Genomic DNA, 21288 nt, shown 5'->3' with positions numbered 1-21288 from the left:
AACGATCAAACCCTTTCTGATCAGTATGGGTTTGGCTATTATCGCCGTAGGAATGAGTGTAGCCGCTTTTTCCATTATGCTGCTACCCACCAAGGATTATGTAAAGGAAACCATGCGGGGCGGTCGCTCAGAATTAACCCCACTGGATAAAAACAATAAATCCAAGGGTGGGCTCGACAAGGATTACGCCTTCAACTGGAGTTATGGTATTTCTGAAACATTTACTTTTATCGTTCCCCGGATATATGGAGGGAGCTCGCCAACCGTATTGGACAATCAATATGTCAACGAAATAGGCGATAACTCCAAAGTTGCACAGGTATTCGCTGAAAAACGGGCATGCCCGAAGAACAGGCCAATGAGTTTGCCAAGCAGTACTCGCCTTATTGGGGAGCCCAACCCAGCACTTCGGGTGCCGTCTATTTGGGCGCCATTATTTGCTTCTTGTTCATTGTAGGCCTGGTATTTTACCGCCAATGGCACCTGGCCTGGATCCTTGCCGCCACGTTGTTGGGTATATTACTGGCCTGGGGAAGCAATTTTAAAGCGTTTAACTACTTCCTGTTTGACCACCTGCCTTATTACAATAAATTTAGAGCACCTTCCATAGCCTTGATCATTCCGCAGTTAACAGTGCCATTATTGGCTGTATTGGGTTTAAATGAATTGTTATCCGATAAGTATGATCCTGTTGCCCGCTGGAAGAAATTCAAATGGTCCTTATATATTACCGGTGCAGTGATTGCCATACTGGCCATCATGTATACTTCCCTGGATTATACCGCGCCCAATGATAGCAAGATCGGAGAAAACCTTTCACAAGGTATGCTGCAACAATTAGCACAAGGGCAACAACCAACGCCCGAAATGCAGCAACAGGCCTCCGTTTTTGGCAGATCGGTAGTGAATGCCTTAAAAGATGACCGTCGCTCCTTGTTTGGAGGCGATCTGCTTCGGTCAGTCATATTCATATTACTCGCCGCAGGGCTCCTCGCCTATTACTTAAAGAAGAATATTTCCGCACAAATAGTGGCTATAGGCCTGGTTATTTTATCAACCATCGACCTGTTGGGGGTTGACTTACGGTATTTATCGCACAAAAACTATCACCCTGCAGATGAAAGCAGTGAATTGACGCCTACACGGGCCGATCTTCAGATAAAACAGGATACAGGTTATTTCCGTGTACTGGATCAAACCGGCGGCAATCCCTTTGTGGATTCAAGGGCTTCCTATTTCCACAATTCAGTAGGTGGCCAGCACCCTGCCCGCCTCGCGTTGTATGACGACCTTATTCAGCGCCAATTGAACAATGGCAATATGAAGGTGTACAACATGCTGAATACGAAATATTTTATCGGAACCAATCCACAAGACAGGCAACCCGTCGCCCAATTGAATCCGGAAGCATTGGGCCCTTGCTGGCTGGTTAAAACCATTAAGTATGTGAACAACGCCGATGAGGAGATGAATGCACTCGATACGTTCAATCCGAAAGATACCGTCATCATTGACAAGCGAGAGCAATCAAAAGTGCCATTTGCTCCCCAGTTTGATTCTACAGCGTCCATCAAACTGGTACAGAACCTGAATGATAAGATCACTTATGAGTTTAATGCCGCTTCCAACCAATTCGCCGTATTTAGCGAGATATATTACCCGGCCGGCTGGAAAGCCTTTGTTGATGGCAAAGAAACGCCTATCGTAAGAGTCGACTACGCATTGCGTGGATTACCCTTATCCGCAGGTAACCATGCGATCGAATTCCGCTTTGAACCAGAAGATTATGTTCTGGGAGACCGTATTTCTATGATCGTGGGTATTATTTCTATCCTGGTGTTGCTGGTGGGAACTTGGTATCTATGGAAACAATACCGAGCACCAAACCCAACAACAAAAGCATAAAATACGAAGGGGCTGCCTCACAAAGGTCAGCCCCTTAAAATTTAGAATATTTTATTCCTGCTATCTTATTTATCTCACTCTCCTACCGCAGCACTTTATAAAAATATGGCCTATTGCTTATGATGCGGGGAGCATAACTCCAAAGAATGGCAACGTTCCTACCTAATTTGGATGCCAGAGAAAGCTTGTTGAGGGGATTTTGTAACCTTACCAGGGACTCGATCAAGCCGCCTAGAAAAAATAGGGGCACTGCTACCGTATACATGAGTAAATGAAAAAGGAACCAGCCGGTCCCGAACTGCTTCCTGATACGTACAAAATTGGAAAGCATGATCTGTAATCCCTTCCTGTCGTAAAGGTTATAATATCCCTGTCCAGTTGATCCAAATGATTCATTGGCTGTTGCGCCTTGTAAATGAATTACCTTATACTGACCATAGATACAGAGTTTTCCCATTTTTCGCAAGCGGCTGCACCATTCTATTTCTTCAGCATACAGAAAAAGTCTTCGTCCAGTAATCCTGCCTTATTGATAGCCGCTTTCTTTACCATTAAAAGCCCCATTGATCCAATCTACTTCTACAGCTGATTGGGTATCGGGGATATTGGGCTTCTTTACTTTCAGCGAGTTTCCCAGCCACTTAATAAAATTGCCTATATAGGGAAGCGGCAACAGGTTATTCAAGCCGCCCCGCATGAAATAGTTGCCCGATATCTGGGGCGACCGGTCCAGGTTCAGCAATTGTACACCACAAGCTACATAGGCAGACTGCATAAACTCTTGATAGCATTCTTTTATAGCCTTGTTCTCTACAAGGGTGTCTGAATTTAATAACAGGAATACCTCCCCTTTGCCTGCCGAATACCTTCATTATTGGCACGGGCAAAACCACTATTGCTTCCCATTTGTATAAAACGCGTTTCCGGAAAACGCGCCTTGAGCATCCCTTCGCTGTTATCTGATGAGTGGTTATCTACTACAATTATTTCATAATCCCGATAACAATCATGGTCTGTTATAGATTGAATGCAATCAACTACCAGTGTAGGCGTCTTATAATTTACTATAATAATTGACAGACTCATACTGATGCCTCAAATGCTTTTGGAAGAGATATCCATTATAGATTTACTAAATGTACGTATTTACCGGTCACTTTCTGTTGACAATAAATATTGCCTGAACTTGCCGGCTCCGTTATCGAAACAGCTATCATAAGCCGCCTTGTAACTATTCAGGTGGTACTTATTATAATCCGCTTCAATGGCTTTGATCGCTTTGTAAATAGTGGCGGGTTCATAGTCGTCGATTAATATGCCCGCTTCATACGCTTCTATAAATTTAAAGGCAGGTATATTACATGCTATAACCGGAACACCCGCAGCCAGGTACATAAAAAGTTTGCCCGAAGGGGCAGACTGATAATTGAAATTACTCCTGATCAAATCCCAGCTATAAAAGCAAAAGCCAATGGCAAACTTTGACAGATAACCAATGAAATCTTCTGCAGAAAGGTAATCTTCATTGATCACGGCATTCCCCGATTGCACCAAATCCTTATAACCAGCCATTAGTTCACGCCTCGTTTGTTCATTAGCGGCCCCTTTTAATACAATTTTGTAGTCAGGGTATGCTTTCACAAAATCAAGGCATTTAAAAACAGCAAACTCCTTCACAATACTTCCAGCCCATAAGAGATAGCGTCTTTCTTCATGATTAACATGGATGTCTTTACAAAAGGGCGCATTCTGTATATAAAACGTAGGCAGGTCTTTCCCCTTAAACAAATAGTCGTACCGGCTTTTGTTTTGAATGATGACCGATTGTATTTTATCCTTGTCTATTTTTCTTAAATAACTATCATGTGGGAGGATTTCCAAAGACAGGAAGTGGCAGCGGTCCTGCACTTGTTGCGCAGCATAAAGCGGCATGATATCTACTGCTATGAGGTGGGAATAGCTTGCCTTTTCTAAGGCATTGATCAGGATATGGCTCTTTAAGCGTCTCACCAATTGAGACCGGAATTTAAACCTGAACAGGTGCTTGTCTATCCGTTTAAGCAGTGCATTTGTAAATAAGTCGATGGTCCTTGCTAATTTTCTTTTCCATTCTGGACAGGCCAGGTATACTACCCGCCTTGTTGTGTCTTTTTCTTGCCCAGAAAATTAGGCTCAAAACTAATGATGGTAACCTCGAAGTCTTTTTGTAGAAAGTCGTACAGATTTAGGATCGTTGGCTGATAAAGAATAAAATCGTCGGAGGAAACAATTAATACTTTTTCCATAAAACAACTAGGTTTTGGCCAACATCATTTCGGCCAGTTGATGAAGGGAAACAGCGGGCTGCCAACCAAGAGATAACAAGGAAGCCGGGTCTGATACCAATTGTTTGTATTCTGCTACAAAATTATCTTTGATAACCGTATGGTCCTCCCAGTTCTTTCCAACCAGGCCAAAACAGGTGTCTAACCAATCCTGGATTGAATACCCTTTGCCAGAGCTAATATTGGCCTCATATATAGCATCTTGTTGCACCAGTGTCCATATTCCATTCACTATATCTCCGGCAAAAGTCCATTCTTTGATCACGGATACATCACCAATTTCAAGTTTTTCCGTACTTCCCTGCTCAATCCTTTTTACCGCTTCTGCTATTTTTTTACTGATATGGCGTTCAGTTCTGCGTGGGCTTTCATGGTTGAAAAAAATAGCCCACATATACTTTTAATCCCAAGGTACGATAATACCTGGCTGCATAAACCGATTGGATACGGCTTACAGAATAGGCATCTCTGGCTTCAAAAGCATCCGTTTCTTTAATGGGGCGGCCCTCGTTTTTAAATTGCAGCCCACTGCCCGAAATAAATACTTTGGCTTGGGGCCATATTGTCTTTACTGCCTCCAGGATATTTAAAGTGCCTGTAGCAATGGTAGTATGATTCTCAAACAAGGCCTCATGGCGGGTAGTTGAATTGGCTGCCAGGTGAAACACATAATCCGGCTTGTGCTGCTGTATCAAGGATTTTACTGATTCAAAATCTGCCACATCCGTTTTTACCACATTTCCCTGCCGGGATACCGGAATTACTTGTAGGTTATTCTTCAATAACAATTCAGAGAGATAATAGCCATCCTGCCCATTAGCGCCAAATATAATTGCTGTCATTGTCTGAGCTATTTTATTTTCTTTACCACGAATGTCGCAAAGGAATATCGGTACTTGTCCATGAATAGGAAATCGGGATGGGGGCAGTCCCATTGAGGTTCGTCCACCAACCTGCAATCGGGCATAAACGACAATAGCCTGTTTCTTAGATCATTTTGTGTATAAAACCTGGCATCTACTTCTGGCTTGGGATCGCCGGGTTTCCAGTGGTCCTTATAATCACAGGTAATGATGGCAACCCCTCCCGGAGCCATTAGATCATGAATGCATTGAACAAAGGACTCGTCATCAGGATCATGCTCTATGACAGAAGTGGAGAAAACAATATCATACGATTGCTTTACAGTGGTAGGCTTCGTTGCATACTCCTGCAAATAGTAGTTCAAAACGGGGTCTATCTCTTCAACCTGATAGCCCATCCGGATCAACGACATAGCGGCTGTATCTTCATAGCTGCCCACACATAGGAGCTTTGGCTCTTTATAATCCTTCAAATACCGGTAAACCGTGTCAAAAACAAATCCCTGCTGTACGTTGGCCTCAGGTATTTTTTTCTGCATCGTTAAGGGCACCAACGCTTGCAGTTTATCAATAGCAGGCTTATACAAAGCCCGGGCATCATTGTCCAATATCCTGTTCAAAGGCGCCCCTGCCGGTAATACAACCGGTGTGTAGGTCTGGGTTGTATCAACAGTCAGTTTATCTTCAATGGCCTGGTTGGTGTTTCTGAGCCAGGAAAAGCCTTTGGGAGGCATGCCAAGCAGCTTACGTACCAGGTTTTTAAAATTAAGCACGTACGTGTGCAACCCTGGTTTCCCTTTCTGGCGCTCTCTTTTAAAACAGCCGCCACAATACGCTCATATTCCCATACCAGGTTGCTGGCATTCCACTCTTCCTTCAGCTTACCTAATGGCCCTACCCCATTTTCAACAATTTGCCTGATCGTATTACGGCCATAAACAATGGATGGTTCTACATTATGCAAATGCCTGAACATAACACTGTCCGAAACCACCAATGGCCTGTCTACACCTAATGCATAGTCTATCGTGCTGGATAATCCGCGCCCTTCCTTATCCTGGTAAAGGAATACATTGACAGTATTGTGCCCTAAAAATCCATTAATTGGCTGCGGGAAAAAAAAGTCATGCGTGATCTTCAACTCAATACCAGGCTTATGAATTAACCGGCGGCACTCATCGGCTATTTTCCTGGCATTACTACCTTCTTTATCACCAAAATCGGCAGAGGGGATGTTAAAACGAATAATGGCTGTATCATAATCCTGTTGTACAGCTTTCACCAATTCTTCAAATCCCTTATTGGCAGTGGCAAAACCGAAACTTCCAATAGTGGGTATCTCCGGAGCAGGAAAACGATTGGGGTATTCAACAATTAGCCTTCCTGTTTTAAATACAATGGGGTTCTTTAATAATAAAGTAGGATCAGCACCTATATGGTAATCAAAAGCGTGTTATCAACCCGGTCGGCCCAATGTTGGGTCACCTCATGCCGTATGCTGATCTGTGGTACTTTTATTTTCCTGTTCAGGGGTAACCTGAAATTGTGGACGACCTTACGGGTCAGCCAGGGCATGGTAGAGGGGTGATAATTATAAATAATGGCAACCGGTTTATGCGTATCAACAACTTGATACAAATCGGATATGCCCGAACATTCTATATAAGAAAACTTAAATTGTGTTGAACTCCTTAAAGCTTCTGCTACATTTTTCCCGAATTCATGAACACCACATTGCTTCTGCGAATGAGAAATAAACAAAACAGTTTCCATATAAAACCTTCAGTCATTAAAATAATTACACTTTCCTGCGAGTTATTTTTATAGATCTCGATCTTGGGTAATGGGAAGATCAATCCTATTCCTTTTTCAAGCGTTTCTTTCTCCCTTTCCAAAAACTCTGCTTTAAAATGCCAGGGCAACACCAGGTAATAATCGGGGTTCATAGCCCGGCTATCTGCTTCACTGATGATGGGAATATTGGTTCCCAGCGTCATAGCGCCGTATTTATCCGGGTTCCTTTCTGCTGCATAATCGATAATGGAATTGTCGATATTGCACCATTGCAAAATCGTATTGCCCTTGGTGGAGGCGCCGTATATATGTATCTTTTGCCTTCGCTTTTTAATTTCACCAACAGCGCATGCAGTTCTTCCTTTAACTTAACAATACGCTCCCAGAAAGCCTGGTAAGGTTTATCAGTATCCAGTTCCAGGTCAAACTCCTTTTGCCTGATCTCATTCAGCAATTGAATATCCTCGGGGCTATCATAAGCGATATTCGCATCGTGTGTGGCGAAACAACGGATACTGCCGCCATTGATATCATTGAAGGATATCTTAAACAGCCGCATACCCGCTTTCTTCAAAATTATTTCAAGAACAGCCAAACTATAATACTCCAGGTGTTCATGACAAATGGTATCAAAAGAGTCCAGTTGCAGCATGTCGGGCATATAAGACATTTCAAATACCCATACCCCTTTTTGTGAAAGCAATTGCTTGATGCCCTTTACAAACTCTACCGGGTTCTCCAGGTCATAAAACATGGCAATAGAAGTGATCACATCCAAAGTCTTACTGCCTAATACCTCTTCCAACTTCCTGGAAGGGAAAATATCCTGAACCACTGTGGCATCTTCATCTTTGATCTCCTGTGCTATATCCGAAGGGTCAATACCATACTTCATCACCCCTTTAGGATAAAAATTAAGCAGGGTACCGTCATTACAGCCAATATCCAAAACAATAGCATCTTTTTTTTTCTTTATGATCGGCACTACTGTATCTACTATGCCCTTAAGGTGATTGCGCATGGTATTATTCGTTCCAGAGCGATACCAATAAGCTGCATACAATATTTCGGGAGGAACAGAGTGTTCCATTTGTAACAAACCGCAGGCATTTTCGTCTTGTTCCGGATTACAGCGCACCAACGTACAAGGTATCTTACGCGTAGAGGGCATTTCCTTACCCGGTTTAATAAAGGAGCCCTGCAAATATTGAGGTCCAAGATCGATCACATTTTTTAATGACGAGGATCCGCAAACACGACAAGTGGTTCTTGTTTTAATATGCATAAAAACAATGGGTATTAGCTGTTCTTAACTTTTTAACAGGTCTATAAGCTGGTTTTTATAGAATCCACACCTAAGGCTACTGCCATTTTAAGCTTAAATGGTGTGCGAAACTAAGCATAAATAGCATTAAAATCTCATTATAGAACCCTAATTATTGAAACCTTAAAGGGCCTGCAAGGCCGGTCAATATATTGGTTCTAAACGGAATAATCAAGCAATGAAGTAAAAAAGACCTTAATACGCCCCCAGTGTCAATTTTACCCCCGTTGAAAACAATGGCATAATAAGCAAGCGGGTAGATTCCTGGTTTATCGGGAATGCCAGGAAGAGGCTCATACAATAAATACTGTATTTTTACCGCTAAACTACAGAGCAGGCAAAATAACCGGGCATTATCATGGGGCAGATACGCAAACAAGTCATTCAATCCTCTTTTTTATCATATATCGGTTTCGGAGTTGGCGCAATCAATACCTACTTTTTTACCAGACAAGGCATCTTTACTCCCGAGCAATATGGGCTTACACAGGTGATTATCAGTCTGTCACAGATACTGGCTCCCCTTGCCGGCCTGGGAATGACCGCCTTTATCAACCGCTTTTTCCCCTACTATTTTGGCCACCTGGAGCATCCTAAAAACGATATGCTCACCATCGCCATCATTTTTAGTGGTATCGGCGCCATACTTGTTTTTGGAGGGTGCATCCTGTTTGAGCCATGGATGATCGGAAACTTCAAGGCAAAATCTCCCCTGTTGGTCGAGTTTTATTACTGGGCGCTGGTTTTTGCCTTTTTCTATTTATGCTTTACCATCCTGGAAAGTTATATGGGCGCCTTGAAGAAAACCGTGCTGCCCAATTTCATGAAGGAAACAGCGTACAGGTTATGTGTTTTTGCACTCATTATATTGTACCTGTTCCAGGTGATCTCTTTCGGCGCTTTTGTAATTCTTTTTTGTTGTATTTACCTGCTCATCGTAACCATTATCGTTTCCTACCTGTTTTTTACCAAACAACTGTATATAGCTACCAGTTTTAGCCCTGTATCCAGGCGACTGAGGAAGAGTGTAAGGACCTATGTAGGCTATGTTTTTACAAGCACCGTCATTATTAATATGGCCCGCCAGGTGGATACACTTGCACTGGCAGGAAAACAAAACCTCGCTACTACAGGCATTTACTCACTGAATCAGTTTGCTGCAGCTATTTTACAGGTGCCTTTCCGGGGCTTACAGGCCATTGCCGGTCCGTTGATTGCAGAGCACTGGAAGAGTAAAAACCTTAAGGAAATTAAACGTATTTATGAGCGCTCGTCCATTAATTTGTTGTTGATTGGTAGTTTTCTTTTCATCAACATTTGGCTCAATTATGATGACGGACTCAAATTTTTGCATATAGATGGCAGGTTTGCCGACGGCAAAACTGTTTTTCTCTTGTTAGGCTTGTGCAACTTATATGAGTTGGGCACAGGTACCAATGCCATATTAATTATAACCTCTCCTGCCTGGCGGTTTGAGCTTTATGCTGGTGTAGTTTTACTGGCGCTTTCCATCCCCTTGAATATCTATATGGCTGCCCATGTAGGTATGGACGGGGTGGCATTGGCTACCGCAGGCACCCTATTTGTCTATAATAGTTGCCGGCTGGTGTTTATTAGGTATCGGTTCAACTTAACACCATTTACCATCAAAACCCTCTACGCTTTGCTGCTGGTTGCCGGTAGTTACCTGCTTACCTGGTTCTTATTGCAAAACATACATGGGCTCGTGGGTATACTGGCGCGGTCGGCCATGTTTTCCGCGCTGTTCTTTGCTGGCGTATTTTATTTCCAGCTTACCCCCGATCTGCCACAGTTTATAGCCGTGGTGAGGAAAAGGTTGAGCCGGAAAAATAACCTCCATACACAGTTATGCCCCAAATCTGCACACTTATTGTCCAAAACGACACAGTTACGAGTTGGATGAATACGGGTGCGTTTTTTTTATTATTTTGGGGCAAACACCCTAACCCTGCCCCTTCATGATGCGCTTTTCGTTTACGCTACTGCTTTTCCTGCTTTTTTATTCATTTTCCATCGGCCAGGTGGCTCGTTTTAGCACCCCCGACACGGTGTGCATCAATACGCCTGTTGATATTACGAATACAACCACCGGCGGCAGCAGTTACTTCTGGAACTTTTGCGTAGCCGATATTACCACCACGCCTGTAGGAAACAACCTGGGCAATATCAGCGGCGTCCTGGCCCAGCCTGTGTTCATGGACTATGTGTTGGTCAATAACAACTATTATGGCTTCGTGGTCAATCACCTGCCCGGTGGATTGGTGAGGCTGGATTTTGGCAACAGCCTGCTCAATACGCCCACGGCTGTCAACCTGGGTAGCTTTAACGGACTGATGTATGCAACGGGTGGATCTGAAGGCATCCGCGTCGTGCAGAACAACGGCAAGTGGTATGCCATCATCGTGGGAGGCTCCAGTGCCAACGCAACCCTCCCCAGGATATTTAAGGTCGACTTCGGCGCCAATATCACCAATCCTACGCCTGTAGCTACCGATTGGGGTAATCTTGGAAACATGGAACAGCCTGTTGATTTTGATATTTTCCAGGAAGGCAATAACTGGTATGGATTTACCATCAATGCAGTCAACAATACCCTCACCCGCTTTAACTTCACCAATAGTTTTGATAATACACCTACGGCTACCAACCTGGGCAATATCGGCGGTCTTAGTTATCCAACAGGTGTCTATACCATTAACGACAATGGCAGTTACAAGGTGTTTATAACCAACGCCGGGAATAATACCTCTTTAACCAGGCTCGATTTCGGATCCACGTTATTGAATACGCCTACAGGTGTAAACCTGGGCAATCCAGGCAATGTATTGTCTACTCCCAGAGACCTTACCATTATGCGCTCCTGTGGCCAGATAGTAGCTTTTGTGGCCAACGGCAGACCAGGTTATGGCAATATTGCCCGGCTCGATTTCAACAATGACCTTAATTCCATTCCTGTCCCCGCTTCCCTGGGCAATATCGGCAACCTCGATTTTGCACATTCCATCTCCAGGTTGTTCAGGGTAAATGAAGACATTTATGGCTTTGTGACCAACGTATCCAACCATACCATTACCCGCCTGCGTTTTCCCGGTTGCACCAATGCCAGTATCCCCAATTCTACCGCCCAAAATCCGCCACCGGTTAAATACAATGCCCCGGGTACCTATAATATTAACCTTACAGTAGATGATGGCCTGCCAACACAGACAGCTTTTTGTAAGCAGGTTGTCGTATTGCCTGGCCCGATAGCAGCACCAACTCAATTACTGACCCTCTGTAAAGGAGGACAAATCAAAATTGGAACAGCTACCAAAAATGCTTCCTATCTGTGGAATACAGGCGCCACCACCGATTCCATCAATATTACCAGCCCTGGCACTTATTGGGTAGAAAGCACCAGCTTCGATTGCAAGGCTACCGACAGCTTTAAAGTTTCCACCAGACTGGTATCGGATTTTGGCTTTCAGCAAGATGTATGCAATCCCTATTCCGTACAGTTTTTCAATGCGGGCACCGGCACAGCCGCCCCTTGGTGGGATATGGGCGATGGACAGATCATTACAGGAAGTACCAACCTGCAACACCAATACCAGGCATTGGGCAATTATACCGTACGTTTCAGTGTGGCCGATGGTACTTGTGTGGATACAGTAACCAAGGTCATAGCCGTTCAGGTGATCAAAGAAGACATTATCCTCACCCCCGATACCGTTATTTGTGATGGAGTTACCAAACAATTGAGGGCAAAGCCGGCTTTGACTTATTGCTGGTCACCCACTACCTACCTGGATAATCCAACTGCTCAAAATCCAATTACCAGTACGCCACAGGATATCACGTATTACCTCAATACCAAGATCACTGGCAATAACCTGATCACCAATGGTAATTTTTCTGCAGGCAATACAGGATTCAGTTCCGAGTATTTGTATTCAACCGGCAATAATACCATGGTTGGCGTATATGGCATCAACAGCGATCCGAATGCCTGGAATACCTGGGCCGCAAAGTGTACCGATCATACCGGCGCTAATGGCAATATGATGCTGTTTGATGGGGCTAATATTCCCGGACAAAAAGTTTGGTATTCCACCATTGCCATTACACCCAATACCAACTATGCCTTTTCCTGTTGGATACAATCCATTTACACCATCAACCCGGCCAGGTTGCAATTCTTTATTAATGGCAAGTTACTGGGCAATATTTTTAATGCCAGCTCTACAACCTGCCAGTGGCAACAATTTTATGAAACCTGGAATTCGGGCAATAGCACCACCGCCGAAATTGCGATTGTAAATCAAAATACCAATTCCCTGGGCAATGATTTTGCACTGGATGACCTGTCTTTTGCGCCTGTCTTTATTAAACAGGATAGCGTGGTTGTCAAAGTAGAGAAGCCAGTGATAAGAACAAACAACGATACCACCATCTGTAAAGAAAAGCCTGTTTACCTATCCACTACTGGAGCGGCTGTCTATAGCTGGTCGCCGGTGACCGGTTTGTCAGATCCTGCTATTGCCAATCCTATTGCGGCTCCTGCAAGCACCACCCAATACATTGTTACAGGAACTACTATTCATGGTTGCAAAGCCAAAGACACCGTGGTGATCAACACTTTTCCAAAACCTGTTATTACCAAAACAGCCGATACCCTGGTTTGCCGCAATACAACATTTCCCCTCTATATCACGGGCGGCGTTTCTTATAGTTGGTCGCCGGCTGGTCAGGTAAGTAATGCCAATACCGATCATCCCCTGGTCAGTGTAGGAACAGCAGCTATTACGTATCGCGTGGCCATCACAGACAGTTACAACTGTATTAATCTCGATTCCGTGCGTGTGGCGGTTCGCCCCTACCCGCTTTTACTGCTACCGGCAACCGGGCCATTTGCGAAGGTGGTAGCCAACCCTTGCAGGCCAGTGGTGGCGATTCCTACCAATGGGCTCCTGCCAACTTACTCAACGATCCCAGCTCACCAACCCCGGTGGCTACGCCAGCCTCCACTACCCTGTTCAGTGTGTATATGCAGGATGCCACCTGCGGTTTTGATACCACCATCAATATGCGGGTGACGGTAAATCCCAATCCCGTACTGACAGTTGAAAAAGCCAATGAGGTGAATTGTAATACACCTACCACACAGCTTAAGGTTACAGGCGCCATACGATATACCTGGAGCCCCGCCACCGGACTGGACGATCCTTCAAAAGCCAACCCTGTGGCAGCCATAGACACTACAACAACCTATGCAGTTAGCGGTACCAATCAATTTGCTTGTACTTCCACTGCTTTTGTAGAGGTTAAGGTGACCAAAGATGGTATTCCACGATTTATCACCCCCAATGCATTTACCCCCAATGGCGATGGCAACAATGATTGTTTTGGTATTAAACGATGGGGCAGCGCCATTGTACAGGAGTTCATCATCTATAACCGCTGGGGGCAAAAGGTTTTTCAGGCCAATACCCCAGGCCAATGTTGGGATGGCACTATGAGCGGTAAACCCCAGGATGCCGGCGGCTATATTTATGTGATCAGGGCAAAAACATTATGCGGCGAAGTAAGCAGGAAAGGAATGGTAATGCTGATCAGGTAATGAATGAAGGCTGGTTTAATCACATAGCTGTCTGTAAAGGAAACCGCAAGGTTACCCTCGTACCGGCAGGTTGGTGATTGATCTCCAGGTCGACTATATGGATCAATACAGGAGCTGCATTGTTTTTATTGAGCATTTCAATCCGTTTGGCCGTCAGTGTCATTCCCTTCGATTGGTATTCGATGGGCATTTCACTTTTGTACTGTCCAGCTTTTTTGCGGCCCACACCATTGTCTTCCACTTGGCAAATCAGGTATTGTTCATCCAGTCGAAAGGATACGTTGATATGTCCCTTCTTATCATGCCGGTAGCGTACCCCATGCCGGATACTATTTTCCACATAGGGTTGTAGTATCATGGGGGAATAAACCAATCAACAGTATCCATAGAGGGATCCACTACTATCCTATAGGAAAATTTGTCCTCGAATTTCGTTTTTCCAGTTCCAGGTAAGTGGTCAGGTAACTGATCTCCTCATAGATACTGATCTTAGTTTTAGAAGAAATATCGAGTGTTAACCTGATCAGCCGGGAGAATTCTGTAATGAACTTATTGGCGCCCAACAAGTCTTTATCAATAACATACTGCTGTACCGAGTTGAGGCTATTAAAGATGAAATGGGGGTTCATCTGTGCTTTAAGGGCCCGCTGTTCCAGTTCTGCCATCCGGTTATTGATCTGCAATTTTTCATCATTTTGCCTGCGCACTTTCTTAATACGCGTAGCTATAAAAAGCCAGATCAAGGCTGCGATGATCATCAGCACTAGTGCCCGGAACCATAATTTTTCCCATACCTGTTTTTCTACCCGGAATGGGATGCGGATGGTATTGCTTACCACCCCAAATTTGTTCGTAGCTGTTAATTGCAGCTCATAATCTCCCGAAGGTAGGGAGAGGTAGTTGAGTAAGGTTTCCCGGGTGCTCTGCCAGTTATCATTCAATCCCACCATACGGTACCGGTAAGTAATATCGCCTGCCGACCGGTAAGAGATGCCTACATAATCAAAGCGGATGACATTGTCTCTGGGCGCCAAAGTAAATCCTACTGTATCAGTAGGCCAACTCCTGCCGGAAACCTGTAGGTCAGTCACCCGCAATTGACAGTATGAATTCTGAGATATTTTATTGGCATCAAAGGTGGTCAATCCGGCAGGCGTGCCCACATATACTTGTGAGCCGTCTACATGAATGGCATTGATAATATCGGCAATTAGGCCATCTGCACTGGTAAAAGTCGTAATTCGGTAACGTCCGTTTTCCCATTGCAGCCTGTTAAGGCCTTTATCCGTCCCCACCCATACCTCCTTTCCGGTAATAAATATGTTGCGGCATATATCACTGGTCAATCCATCCCGTTGACGAATGTTGTATACTATCTTCCCCGCTTTATAGGCAACTATACCATTCCCATGCGTGGCTATCCATAAAGTACTGTCGGGCGCCCCTTCAATATCCGCTATCCTGCTGCGTAGTAGTACTTCCTTTTCACCCAGCCAGGTAGATTTTCCTGTACTGTCCAACTCATACAATCCCGTTAAGGTACCATTGTAGTAGATCTTATTTTGTACATATGAGCAGGTTGACCTAACTTTAAAGATAAGGTCCAGAAAATCAAGGTCTTTTGACCCCCTTAAAAGCCCGGAATGTAAACTGATCAACAATCCATTCCCGTCAATATGCATTGACTTTACATTAATTTCTGTCTTTCTCTTTGTATCTGGCCTGCTTAAGTCAATTATGCCTTGACTGGTTCCCAGCAAAATGCGTTTTGGCGATATCCTGAGAATGGAAATTATTTTGGTATTTATAGCGCCTTTTACCTCATAGTGAGGCCGGATTTTCTTTGTTTTGGTATCAATGGTGAAGAGAGATGATTGTTCTGATCCAACATAGACCAGCGAGTCAATTTTATTCACACTGAATACTGAAAGGTGATCTTTGTTATTTTTGTAAAGGTGAAGTTGCTGAACTCAAATGACCCTATCCGGAAGATTCCTGCTCCTGCAGTGAGGAACCAGTTATTCCCCTCTTTGTCCTGCAAAACAGTATTCACAGTTTTGCCCATTAAAGCATGTCTGAACACTTTGTTTTTCATTACATCATAGTAATAAGCGCCATTACTCGTACTGATGACACAAAGCGTATCATTGATCACAGAAAGGTTTGTAAAGTCAGTCGGCAATTCCAATGATTGCTGCCCCGACCTGTGGATGAATTGGATGCTATTGCCCTGCCTGTATGTAGTAAGATGCGGGGATAAGAAATTACATTGCTCCATCACCGGACCGTATGCGATTTTTTCCTTGCCAATCACCAATAACTTGAGTCAAATTCGAAAGTAAAATAATCTCTATTGGGCATTTCTGCTAAAACCGAAAAATTACCAGAAGCAGCTAAACCAGCTTTGCTGGCCCCAATAGTTTGCCCATCAAAATGCCTGATAACTTTAACCTGCTGATCTGGGCTGACAACATAAAGCGCCTTCTGATCCCTGAACAGCAAATTTCCCTTTCTGTCTTCTACAATATCTAAGATCTGGTTGACAACCGGTATTCTTTTTAATAAGGAATCGTTTTCCTGGTTATAGATCTTTCCTTTCCAATAATAACAAATAGCATTTCGGAACGGCATCATCCATACCCGGTTCTTTGAATCAACAAACAGTTTTATTATTTCATTATCAGGCAACCCATCTGCCAGGGTGAAATTCTTAAAATGGGTACCATCAAAGCGGCTCACCCCGGTTTCGGTGGCAAACCACAGGAACCCTTCTTTATCTTCCACACCATGGTATACCACAGAACCGGCCAGACCGTCTTTCACCTCATAACGGGCATAGCTGTATTCCTGGGCAACGCCAGTAAAAGAAAGGAGTAATAATAAAAGCGTAAGCCGTGGTTGGGTCATTCCTATGCTATAGAGGGTATACCATCATTAAATACCAAACCGGGCCATCAGTTCATCCTTGCGGCGGGTAGCTACTTCTATCAACGTTCCATCTTCCATTTCAATGTAACCACCCCTGCCCCGGTGGTATTTTTTAATATAGTTGAGGTTCACTATATGGGAATTATGTATACGAAAGAATACATCTTCGCTTAACATAGGTTCGTATTCCTTAATGCCTTTGGCAGAGATGACCTTCTCCATATCCTTAATATAAAAGTGGAATAACCATTTTTTGATTCACACCGTATAATGTCGGTCAGCAATACAAATACATACCCTTCTTTGGAAGGTAAGGCAATCTTTTGGATGCCCTGATTAGACCTTTTCAGGTTGTATAATAAGTTATCTATACGGGCATTTACATGCCGGGAAGCCACTTTTTCTTCGGCCTTCCCAACGGCTGCTATTAACTCATCAATATTCACCGGTTTCAGCAGGTAATCCAGGGCACTGTATTTAATGGCTTTTAGGGAGTAATTATTAAAGGCTGTAATGAATATCACCTCAAAGTTAATGGGCTTTAATTTGTCCAGCAGGTCAAACCCACTCCCATAGGGCATTTCTATATCCAGAAAACCAGGTCGGGCGCTGTTTCCTGGATCAGTTTTACGCCTTCTTCAGCATTGTCGGCTTGCCCCAATATTTGTACCTGGGGGCAAAATTCTTCAAGCATCAGTTTCAGGATGCGGTTGTTTTTGGGTTCATCGTCAATTAGTATGGCACGTATCATTTCAAAGGTTTAGCTGTTTCTGCCGGCATCTTTCAGGGGAACTGTAAGGTTACCCGTGTGCCAGCAGGTTGGTAATTGGTTTCCAGGTCTTCTATAGTGATCAATACAGGTATTTCATTGTTTTTGTTGAGCATTTCAATCCGTTTGGCCGTCAGGGTCATTCCCTTCGATTGGTACTCGATGGGCATTTCACTTTGTACTGCCCTGCTTTTTTACGGCCCACCCCATTATCTTCCACCTGGCAAATGAGGTATTGCTCATTCAATTGAAAGGAAACTTTAATATGTCCCTTTTTATCATGCCGGTACCGTACTCCATGGCGGATACTGTTTTCTACATAGGGCTGCAGGATCATGGGAGGGATAAACCAGTCGGAGGGATCAAGGTCCCCTACGACACCTATTGAATAGGAAAATTTATCCTCGAATTTCGTTTTTTCCAGCTCAAGATAAGTAGTGAGGTAGCTAATTTCTTCATAAATACTGATCCGGGTCTTGGAAGAAATGTCCAACGTCAGCCGTATCAGCCGGGAAAATTCCGTAATGAATTTGTTAGCCCCCAGCAGGTCTTTATCAATTACGTATTGCTGTACCGAGTTCAGGCTATTAAAGATGAAATGCGGGTTCATCTGGGCTTTCAGCGCCTGTTGCTCCAGTTCACTCATCCGGTTATTGACCTGCATCTTCTCATCGTTTAACCTGCGTACCTTTTTGATGCGGGAATTGACAAAAATCCATATCAGTATCCAGACTATTATTAAAGCCCCTATGCGGAACCAGTTTTTTCCCATAACTGCTTTTCAACCTGGAAAGGGATGGATATCATATCACTTTGTACTCCAAATTTGTTGGTAGCCCGTATTTGAAGTTCGTATTTGCCCGAAGGCAGGGACAAGTAATTAAGAAAGGTTTCCGGGTGCTTTGCCAGTTGTCGTTGAGCCCCAGCAGACGGTATTGATAGGTAATATCCCCTGCCGACCGGTAGGAGATGCCCACAAAATCAAAGCGAATGGCATTGTTAGTGGGTAGCAGGGTAAATCCGGAGGTATCATAAGCCCACCGCGTGCCAGCAGCATGGATATCTGTAATGCGCAATGTACAAAAGGATTGTAAGGATATCTTATTGGCATCAAAGGTGGTTAATCCTGCCGGAGTGCCTATATACACCTGGGAATCTTCCACATGGATGGCATAGGTGATGTCTGATAGCAGCCCATCTGCACTGGCAAAGGTAGTGATCTTGTAAGCGTCTTTATGCCATTGCAACCTGTTAAGCCCTTTATCCGTTCCTACCCATACCTCCCTGCCGGCAATGAACAGGTTGCGGCATATATCACTGGTCAGGCCATCTTTTTGGCGGATGCTGTGCAGTATCTTTCCATTTTTATACCCAATGACCCCATCGCCATGGGTGGCAATCCAAAGCATACCATCCGGCGCTCCTTCCAGGTCCATGATCCGGCCACGTAACAATGGCTCCTTTTCTCCCAGCCAGCTATCCTGCCCCAGGCTATCGCGGAGGTATAAGCCATTTAAAGTACCATTATAATAAACCAGCCCCTGTTTGTAAGAGCAGGTAGATCTTTGGTTCATCCAAAAATTTAAATAACTATGTTCTTTGGGTATCTTGACCAAACCTCTATGTGTACTGATAAAGACAGTATCTCCTTCCAATTGCATGGATTTCACTGATAGCGCCCTACTTTTACCCCATTCCTTACCAGAGGTGGTATAAACGCCATAATTGGTACCCAGCAGGATGGTTTTCGATGGAAGCTGAAGGAGGGAAAGTATCCTGAGATTAATCTCATCCTTAAAAATAGAATAGGATCTTACCTGCCTGTTTGGGTGGTTGATGGTAAATAACCATGATTTATCAGAACCTGCATATAAAAGGGAATCAAATTTATTCAGGGAGTAAATAGCCTGGTTATCCTTTTGGTTTTTCGAAAAGGTATAATTCATGAATTCAAAAGATCCGATCCGGAAAATGCCTGCTCCGGCAGTGAGTAGCCAGGTATTGCCCTCTCTATCCTGGAAAACACCATTGATGACCTTTCCTTGTAAAATATGTCTCGTTATAGCTCCTTTTTGCGTGTCATACAAAAAAGCCCCATTCCCCGTATTGATGGAACAAAGGGTATCGTTGATGATGGATAGGTTGATGAAATCCCTGGGTAACCCAATTTTTTTGTGTTTGCCCGGCAATAGTGACAAAAATTAGGCTATCCGATTGCCGGTATATGTTCATGGCAGGTGTTACAAGGTTAGAATAGGTTGGTCGGTACCGGACGGATTCTTTATGCTGCAATGCTCCCTGCCGGTCATACCTAACTTGCGAAACTGAGTCGGCACCTACTGTTAGCTGCACTGTATAATCGCCGGTTGCATTTAATCCGGCACACCCCGCTATAAAATCCTTCCCTTCAAATTGGTTTACTGTCCGAATTGACTGATGGGGGTGATAAAATTGAGCATTTTGGGATCCACCAGCAGTAAAGACCCATGCCGGTCTTCCACTACATCGGAAATCTGGTTCCTGATGGTCAATTGCTTTAATAGGGAGTCATTTTCCTGGTTATAGATCTTTCCTTTCCAGTAATAGCAGATGGAGTTCCGGAAGGGCATCATCCAAACCCGGTTCTTAGCGTCCACAAAAATTTGACTATTTCATTATCTGGAAGGCCATCGGCCCGGCTGAAGTTGCGGAAATGGGTACCATCAAAGCGGCTCACCCCGGTTTCAGTGGCAAACCACAGGAACCCTTCTTTATCTTCCACACCATGGTATACCACAGAACCGGCCAGACCGTCTTTCACCTCATAACGGGCATAGCTGTATTCCTGCCCGTGGGCGGTTAGGATACCCAGTAATATTAGGAAAAAAAAGGATAAACACGTGGTTCTTCCGGCAGGCCATCTACCCATAAGCAATAACTGAAATTGCTGGCTAAAATAGGCATTTTCAGGTCAGGGAAACCGCTAAATAATTGGAATCGATTGACCCTATTGTGCTGCAGCAGGTTTGGGCTGGGCAGTATGCAGTTGTAAAAATTTTTCCAGCCCTTTGCGCTTTTCGGCCGTCAACTCATAACTGATATAGCGGGTATAATAAGCGTGTAGATCAAATATTTTATAGGGAGTAGTTGCTACTACACTGGGAATGCAATTGACCCCGGCGGCATTGGCATCATTGAAGTCTGCTACAAAGTCGGCGGGTAACTTTTTATTGCTCACCCAGGCGGCAAATACAAAGGGCAAACCGGTCATTTGCTTCCAGGCCTCCCCCAGGTCATAAACGTAGGCCGATTTGTTGCGCTGCTCCAGCGCCCGGTCGCCAATCACAATACCGGCAGTGGCGCCCTTGATATCGGCCCTGAAATCAGCTTTTGTGTCGATCAGCCGGGGCGCTATCTTCCAGTGGTCGCGCAACAGTATTTTGGCCAGGGCTACAGAGGTACGGCTCTGGTAATCCAATAATACCGTTTCTATTTGATCAACCGGCACTTCACTGAACAAACAAACCGAAGCCACCGGTCCATCGCATCCAATACACCAATTGGTATTGATATAATGTTCTTTTAACAGGGGTATCACCGCTACCGGCACCAGGCCCATATCAATCTTTCCATCCAACAACAGGCGGGCAATATTGGCCGGATAATCGCCTAATAATTCCATACGCTCCATCACCGGCGACTGCTCTAAACCGTAAATCAACGGTTTGGTATTCAGATAATTCACGATTCCAACCTTAATCTTCTCCAATTCATTTAATTTT

29 protein-coding genes are annotated in these 21288 nt (G+C 44.3%); 5 read left to right on the top strand and 24 right to left on the bottom strand.

Features of this window, described 5'->3' with window-relative positions:
- The first annotated feature begins 25 nt into the window (after positions 1-25).
- Together RS881_RS27995 and RS881_RS27990 are read left to right on the top strand one after the other, a co-directional pair.
- Positions 26-457 (top strand): hypothetical protein, encoded by a 432-nt coding sequence (locus tag RS881_RS27995; protein ID WP_315824128.1) that lies wholly within the window; start codon positions 26-28, stop codon positions 455-457.
- The gene (locus tag RS881_RS27990) at positions 340-1905 is read left to right on the top strand and encodes a YfhO family protein (protein WP_315824127.1); all 1566 of its coding nucleotides are present in this window, start codon (positions 340-342) and stop codon (positions 1903-1905) included. Before RS881_RS27995 ends, RS881_RS27990 begins: the two co-directional genes overlap by 118 nt.
- A 526-nt stretch (positions 1906-2431) precedes the next feature.
- On the opposite strand, the gene RS881_RS27985 is transcribed toward RS881_RS27990, so the two are convergent.
- The 11 genes from RS881_RS27985 to RS881_RS27935 all read right to left on the bottom strand — a co-directional run bounded on the left by RS881_RS27985 (position 2432) and on the right by RS881_RS27935 (position 8114).
- Complete coding sequence (locus RS881_RS27985) at positions 2432-2680, bottom strand: hypothetical protein (protein ID WP_315824126.1); 249 nt, start codon at positions 2678-2680, stop codon at positions 2432-2434.
- 53 nt (positions 2681-2733) lie between these two features.
- Positions 2734-2991, bottom strand: coding sequence for a glycosyltransferase family 2 protein (locus RS881_RS27980; protein WP_315824125.1), 258 nt, complete (start codon positions 2989-2991; stop codon positions 2734-2736).
- Between the two features lie 60 nt (positions 2992-3051).
- Complete coding sequence (locus RS881_RS27975) at positions 3052-3918, bottom strand: glycosyltransferase family protein (protein WP_315824124.1); 867 nt, start codon at positions 3916-3918, stop codon at positions 3052-3054.
- A 116-nt stretch (positions 3919-4034) separates the two neighbouring features.
- The gene (locus RS881_RS27970) at positions 4035-4190 is read right to left on the bottom strand and encodes a netrin-like domain-containing protein (RefSeq protein ID WP_315824123.1); all 156 of its coding nucleotides are present in this window, start codon (positions 4188-4190) and stop codon (positions 4035-4037) included.
- A 7-nt stretch (positions 4191-4197) separates the two neighbouring features.
- Complete coding sequence (locus RS881_RS27965) at positions 4198-4623, bottom strand: GDP-mannose 4,6-dehydratase (RefSeq protein WP_315824122.1); 426 nt, start codon at positions 4621-4623, stop codon at positions 4198-4200.
- Positions 4598-5071, bottom strand: a complete 474-nt coding sequence (locus RS881_RS27960) for a GDP-mannose 4,6-dehydratase (protein WP_315824121.1) — start codon at positions 5069-5071, stop codon at positions 4598-4600. Before RS881_RS27960 ends, RS881_RS27965 begins: the two co-directional genes overlap by 26 nt.
- 8 nt (positions 5072-5079) lie before the next feature.
- Positions 5080-5826, bottom strand: coding sequence for a class I SAM-dependent methyltransferase (locus tag RS881_RS27955; protein ID WP_315824120.1), 747 nt, complete (start codon positions 5824-5826; stop codon positions 5080-5082).
- Positions 5766-6374 carry a hypothetical protein gene (locus RS881_RS27950; RefSeq protein ID WP_315824119.1) on the bottom strand — a complete coding sequence of 203 codons (609 nt, stop codon included), beginning with the start codon at positions 6372-6374 and terminating at the stop codon, positions 5766-5768. The genes RS881_RS27955 and RS881_RS27950 overlap by 61 nt, the downstream gene beginning before the upstream one ends.
- A 149-nt stretch (positions 6375-6523) precedes the next feature.
- The gene (locus RS881_RS27945) at positions 6524-6730 is read right to left on the bottom strand and encodes a hypothetical protein (RefSeq protein ID WP_315824118.1); all 207 of its coding nucleotides are present in this window, start codon (positions 6728-6730) and stop codon (positions 6524-6526) included.
- Positions 6731-6795: 65 nt separating this feature from the next.
- Entirely contained in the window at positions 6796-7194 is a 399-nt protein-coding gene (locus tag RS881_RS27940; protein ID WP_315824639.1) for a methyltransferase C-terminal domain-containing protein, read from the bottom strand.
- The gene (locus tag RS881_RS27935; RefSeq protein ID WP_315824117.1) at positions 7086-8114 is read right to left on the bottom strand and encodes a class I SAM-dependent methyltransferase; all 1029 of its coding nucleotides are present in this window, start codon (positions 8112-8114) and stop codon (positions 7086-7088) included. Before RS881_RS27935 ends, RS881_RS27940 begins: the two co-directional genes overlap by 109 nt.
- A 454-nt stretch (positions 8115-8568) precedes the next feature.
- Between RS881_RS27935 and RS881_RS27930 the strand changes: the two genes are divergently transcribed.
- Genes RS881_RS27930 through RS881_RS27920 form a run of 3 tightly spaced genes read left to right on the top strand, consistent with a single transcriptional unit; the run spans position 8569 to position 13830 of the window.
- The gene (locus RS881_RS27930; RefSeq protein ID WP_315824116.1) at positions 8569-10134 is read left to right on the top strand and encodes a lipopolysaccharide biosynthesis protein; all 1566 of its coding nucleotides are present in this window, start codon (positions 8569-8571) and stop codon (positions 10132-10134) included.
- Positions 10135-10189: 55 nt separating this feature from the next.
- Positions 10190-13306 (top strand): PKD domain-containing protein, encoded by a 3117-nt coding sequence (locus RS881_RS27925; RefSeq protein WP_315824115.1) that lies wholly within the window; start codon positions 10190-10192, stop codon positions 13304-13306.
- Positions 13219-13830 (top strand): T9SS type B sorting domain-containing protein, encoded by a 612-nt coding sequence (locus RS881_RS27920; protein ID WP_315824114.1) that lies wholly within the window; start codon positions 13219-13221, stop codon positions 13828-13830. The genes RS881_RS27925 and RS881_RS27920 overlap by 88 nt, the downstream gene beginning before the upstream one ends.
- A 19-nt stretch (positions 13831-13849) precedes the next feature.
- Here the strand turns inward: RS881_RS27920 and RS881_RS27915 are convergent, their stop codons facing one another.
- The 13 genes from RS881_RS27915 to RS881_RS27855 form a co-directional block, all read right to left on the bottom strand.
- A complete protein-coding gene (locus RS881_RS27915; protein ID WP_315824113.1) occupies positions 13850-14170 on the bottom strand; it encodes a LytS family sensor histidine kinase in 321 nt (106 codons plus the stop codon).
- A 61-nt stretch (positions 14171-14231) separates the two neighbouring features.
- On the bottom strand, positions 14232-15746 hold the full coding sequence (locus RS881_RS27910) for a histidine kinase (RefSeq protein ID WP_315824112.1): 1515 nt from the start codon (positions 15744-15746) through the stop codon (positions 14232-14234).
- Entirely contained in the window at positions 15743-16111 is a 369-nt protein-coding gene (locus tag RS881_RS27905; protein ID WP_315824111.1) for a hypothetical protein, read from the bottom strand. Before RS881_RS27905 ends, RS881_RS27910 begins: the two co-directional genes overlap by 4 nt.
- A 29-nt stretch (positions 16112-16140) precedes the next feature.
- Entirely contained in the window at positions 16141-16737 is a 597-nt protein-coding gene (locus RS881_RS27900) for a ligand-binding sensor domain-containing protein (protein WP_315824110.1), read from the bottom strand.
- Positions 16738-16764: 27 nt separating this feature from the next.
- Positions 16765-16935: a LytTR family transcriptional regulator DNA-binding domain-containing protein gene (locus RS881_RS27895; protein WP_315824109.1), complete on the bottom strand. Its 171-nt coding sequence runs from the start codon at positions 16933-16935 to the stop codon at positions 16765-16767.
- Positions 16929-17339 (bottom strand): LytR/AlgR family response regulator transcription factor, encoded by a 411-nt coding sequence (locus RS881_RS27890; RefSeq protein ID WP_315824108.1) that lies wholly within the window; start codon positions 17337-17339, stop codon positions 16929-16931. The genes RS881_RS27895 and RS881_RS27890 overlap by 7 nt, the downstream gene beginning before the upstream one ends.
- A 2-nt stretch (positions 17340-17341) precedes the next feature.
- A complete protein-coding gene (locus RS881_RS27885; protein WP_315824107.1) occupies positions 17342-17509 on the bottom strand; it encodes a hypothetical protein in 168 nt (55 codons plus the stop codon).
- Positions 17510-17541: 32 nt separating this feature from the next.
- Positions 17542-17697, bottom strand: coding sequence for a hypothetical protein (locus RS881_RS27880; RefSeq protein ID WP_315824106.1), 156 nt, complete (start codon positions 17695-17697; stop codon positions 17542-17544).
- Positions 17667-18299 (bottom strand): sensor histidine kinase, encoded by a 633-nt coding sequence (locus RS881_RS27875; RefSeq protein WP_315824105.1) that lies wholly within the window; start codon positions 18297-18299, stop codon positions 17667-17669. Before RS881_RS27875 ends, RS881_RS27880 begins: the two co-directional genes overlap by 31 nt.
- Positions 18300-18330: 31 nt before the next feature.
- Positions 18331-19725 carry a ligand-binding sensor domain-containing protein gene (locus RS881_RS27870; RefSeq protein ID WP_315824104.1) on the bottom strand — a complete coding sequence of 465 codons (1395 nt, stop codon included), beginning with the start codon at positions 19723-19725 and terminating at the stop codon, positions 18331-18333.
- A 219-nt stretch (positions 19726-19944) separates the two neighbouring features.
- Positions 19945-20139: a hypothetical protein gene (locus tag RS881_RS27865; RefSeq protein WP_315824103.1), complete on the bottom strand. Its 195-nt coding sequence runs from the start codon at positions 20137-20139 to the stop codon at positions 19945-19947.
- Positions 20136-20435, bottom strand: a complete 300-nt coding sequence (locus RS881_RS27860; protein ID WP_315824102.1) for a hypothetical protein — start codon at positions 20433-20435, stop codon at positions 20136-20138. Before RS881_RS27860 ends, RS881_RS27865 begins: the two co-directional genes overlap by 4 nt.
- 78 nt (positions 20436-20513) lie before the next feature.
- Positions 20514-21275: a menaquinone biosynthetic enzyme MqnA/MqnD family protein gene (locus RS881_RS27855; protein WP_315824101.1), complete on the bottom strand. Its 762-nt coding sequence runs from the start codon at positions 21273-21275 to the stop codon at positions 20514-20516.
- Between the last annotated feature and the right edge of the window lie 13 nt (positions 21276-21288).

The sequence above is a fragment of the Paraflavitalea speifideaquila genome (assembly GCF_032395985.1).
Classification (GTDB): domain Bacteria; phylum Bacteroidota; class Bacteroidia; order Chitinophagales; family Chitinophagaceae; genus Paraflavitalea; species Paraflavitalea speifideaquila.
Note: the sequence above shows the minus strand (reverse complement) of the source record. Positions and strands in the feature narration are given on the sequence as shown.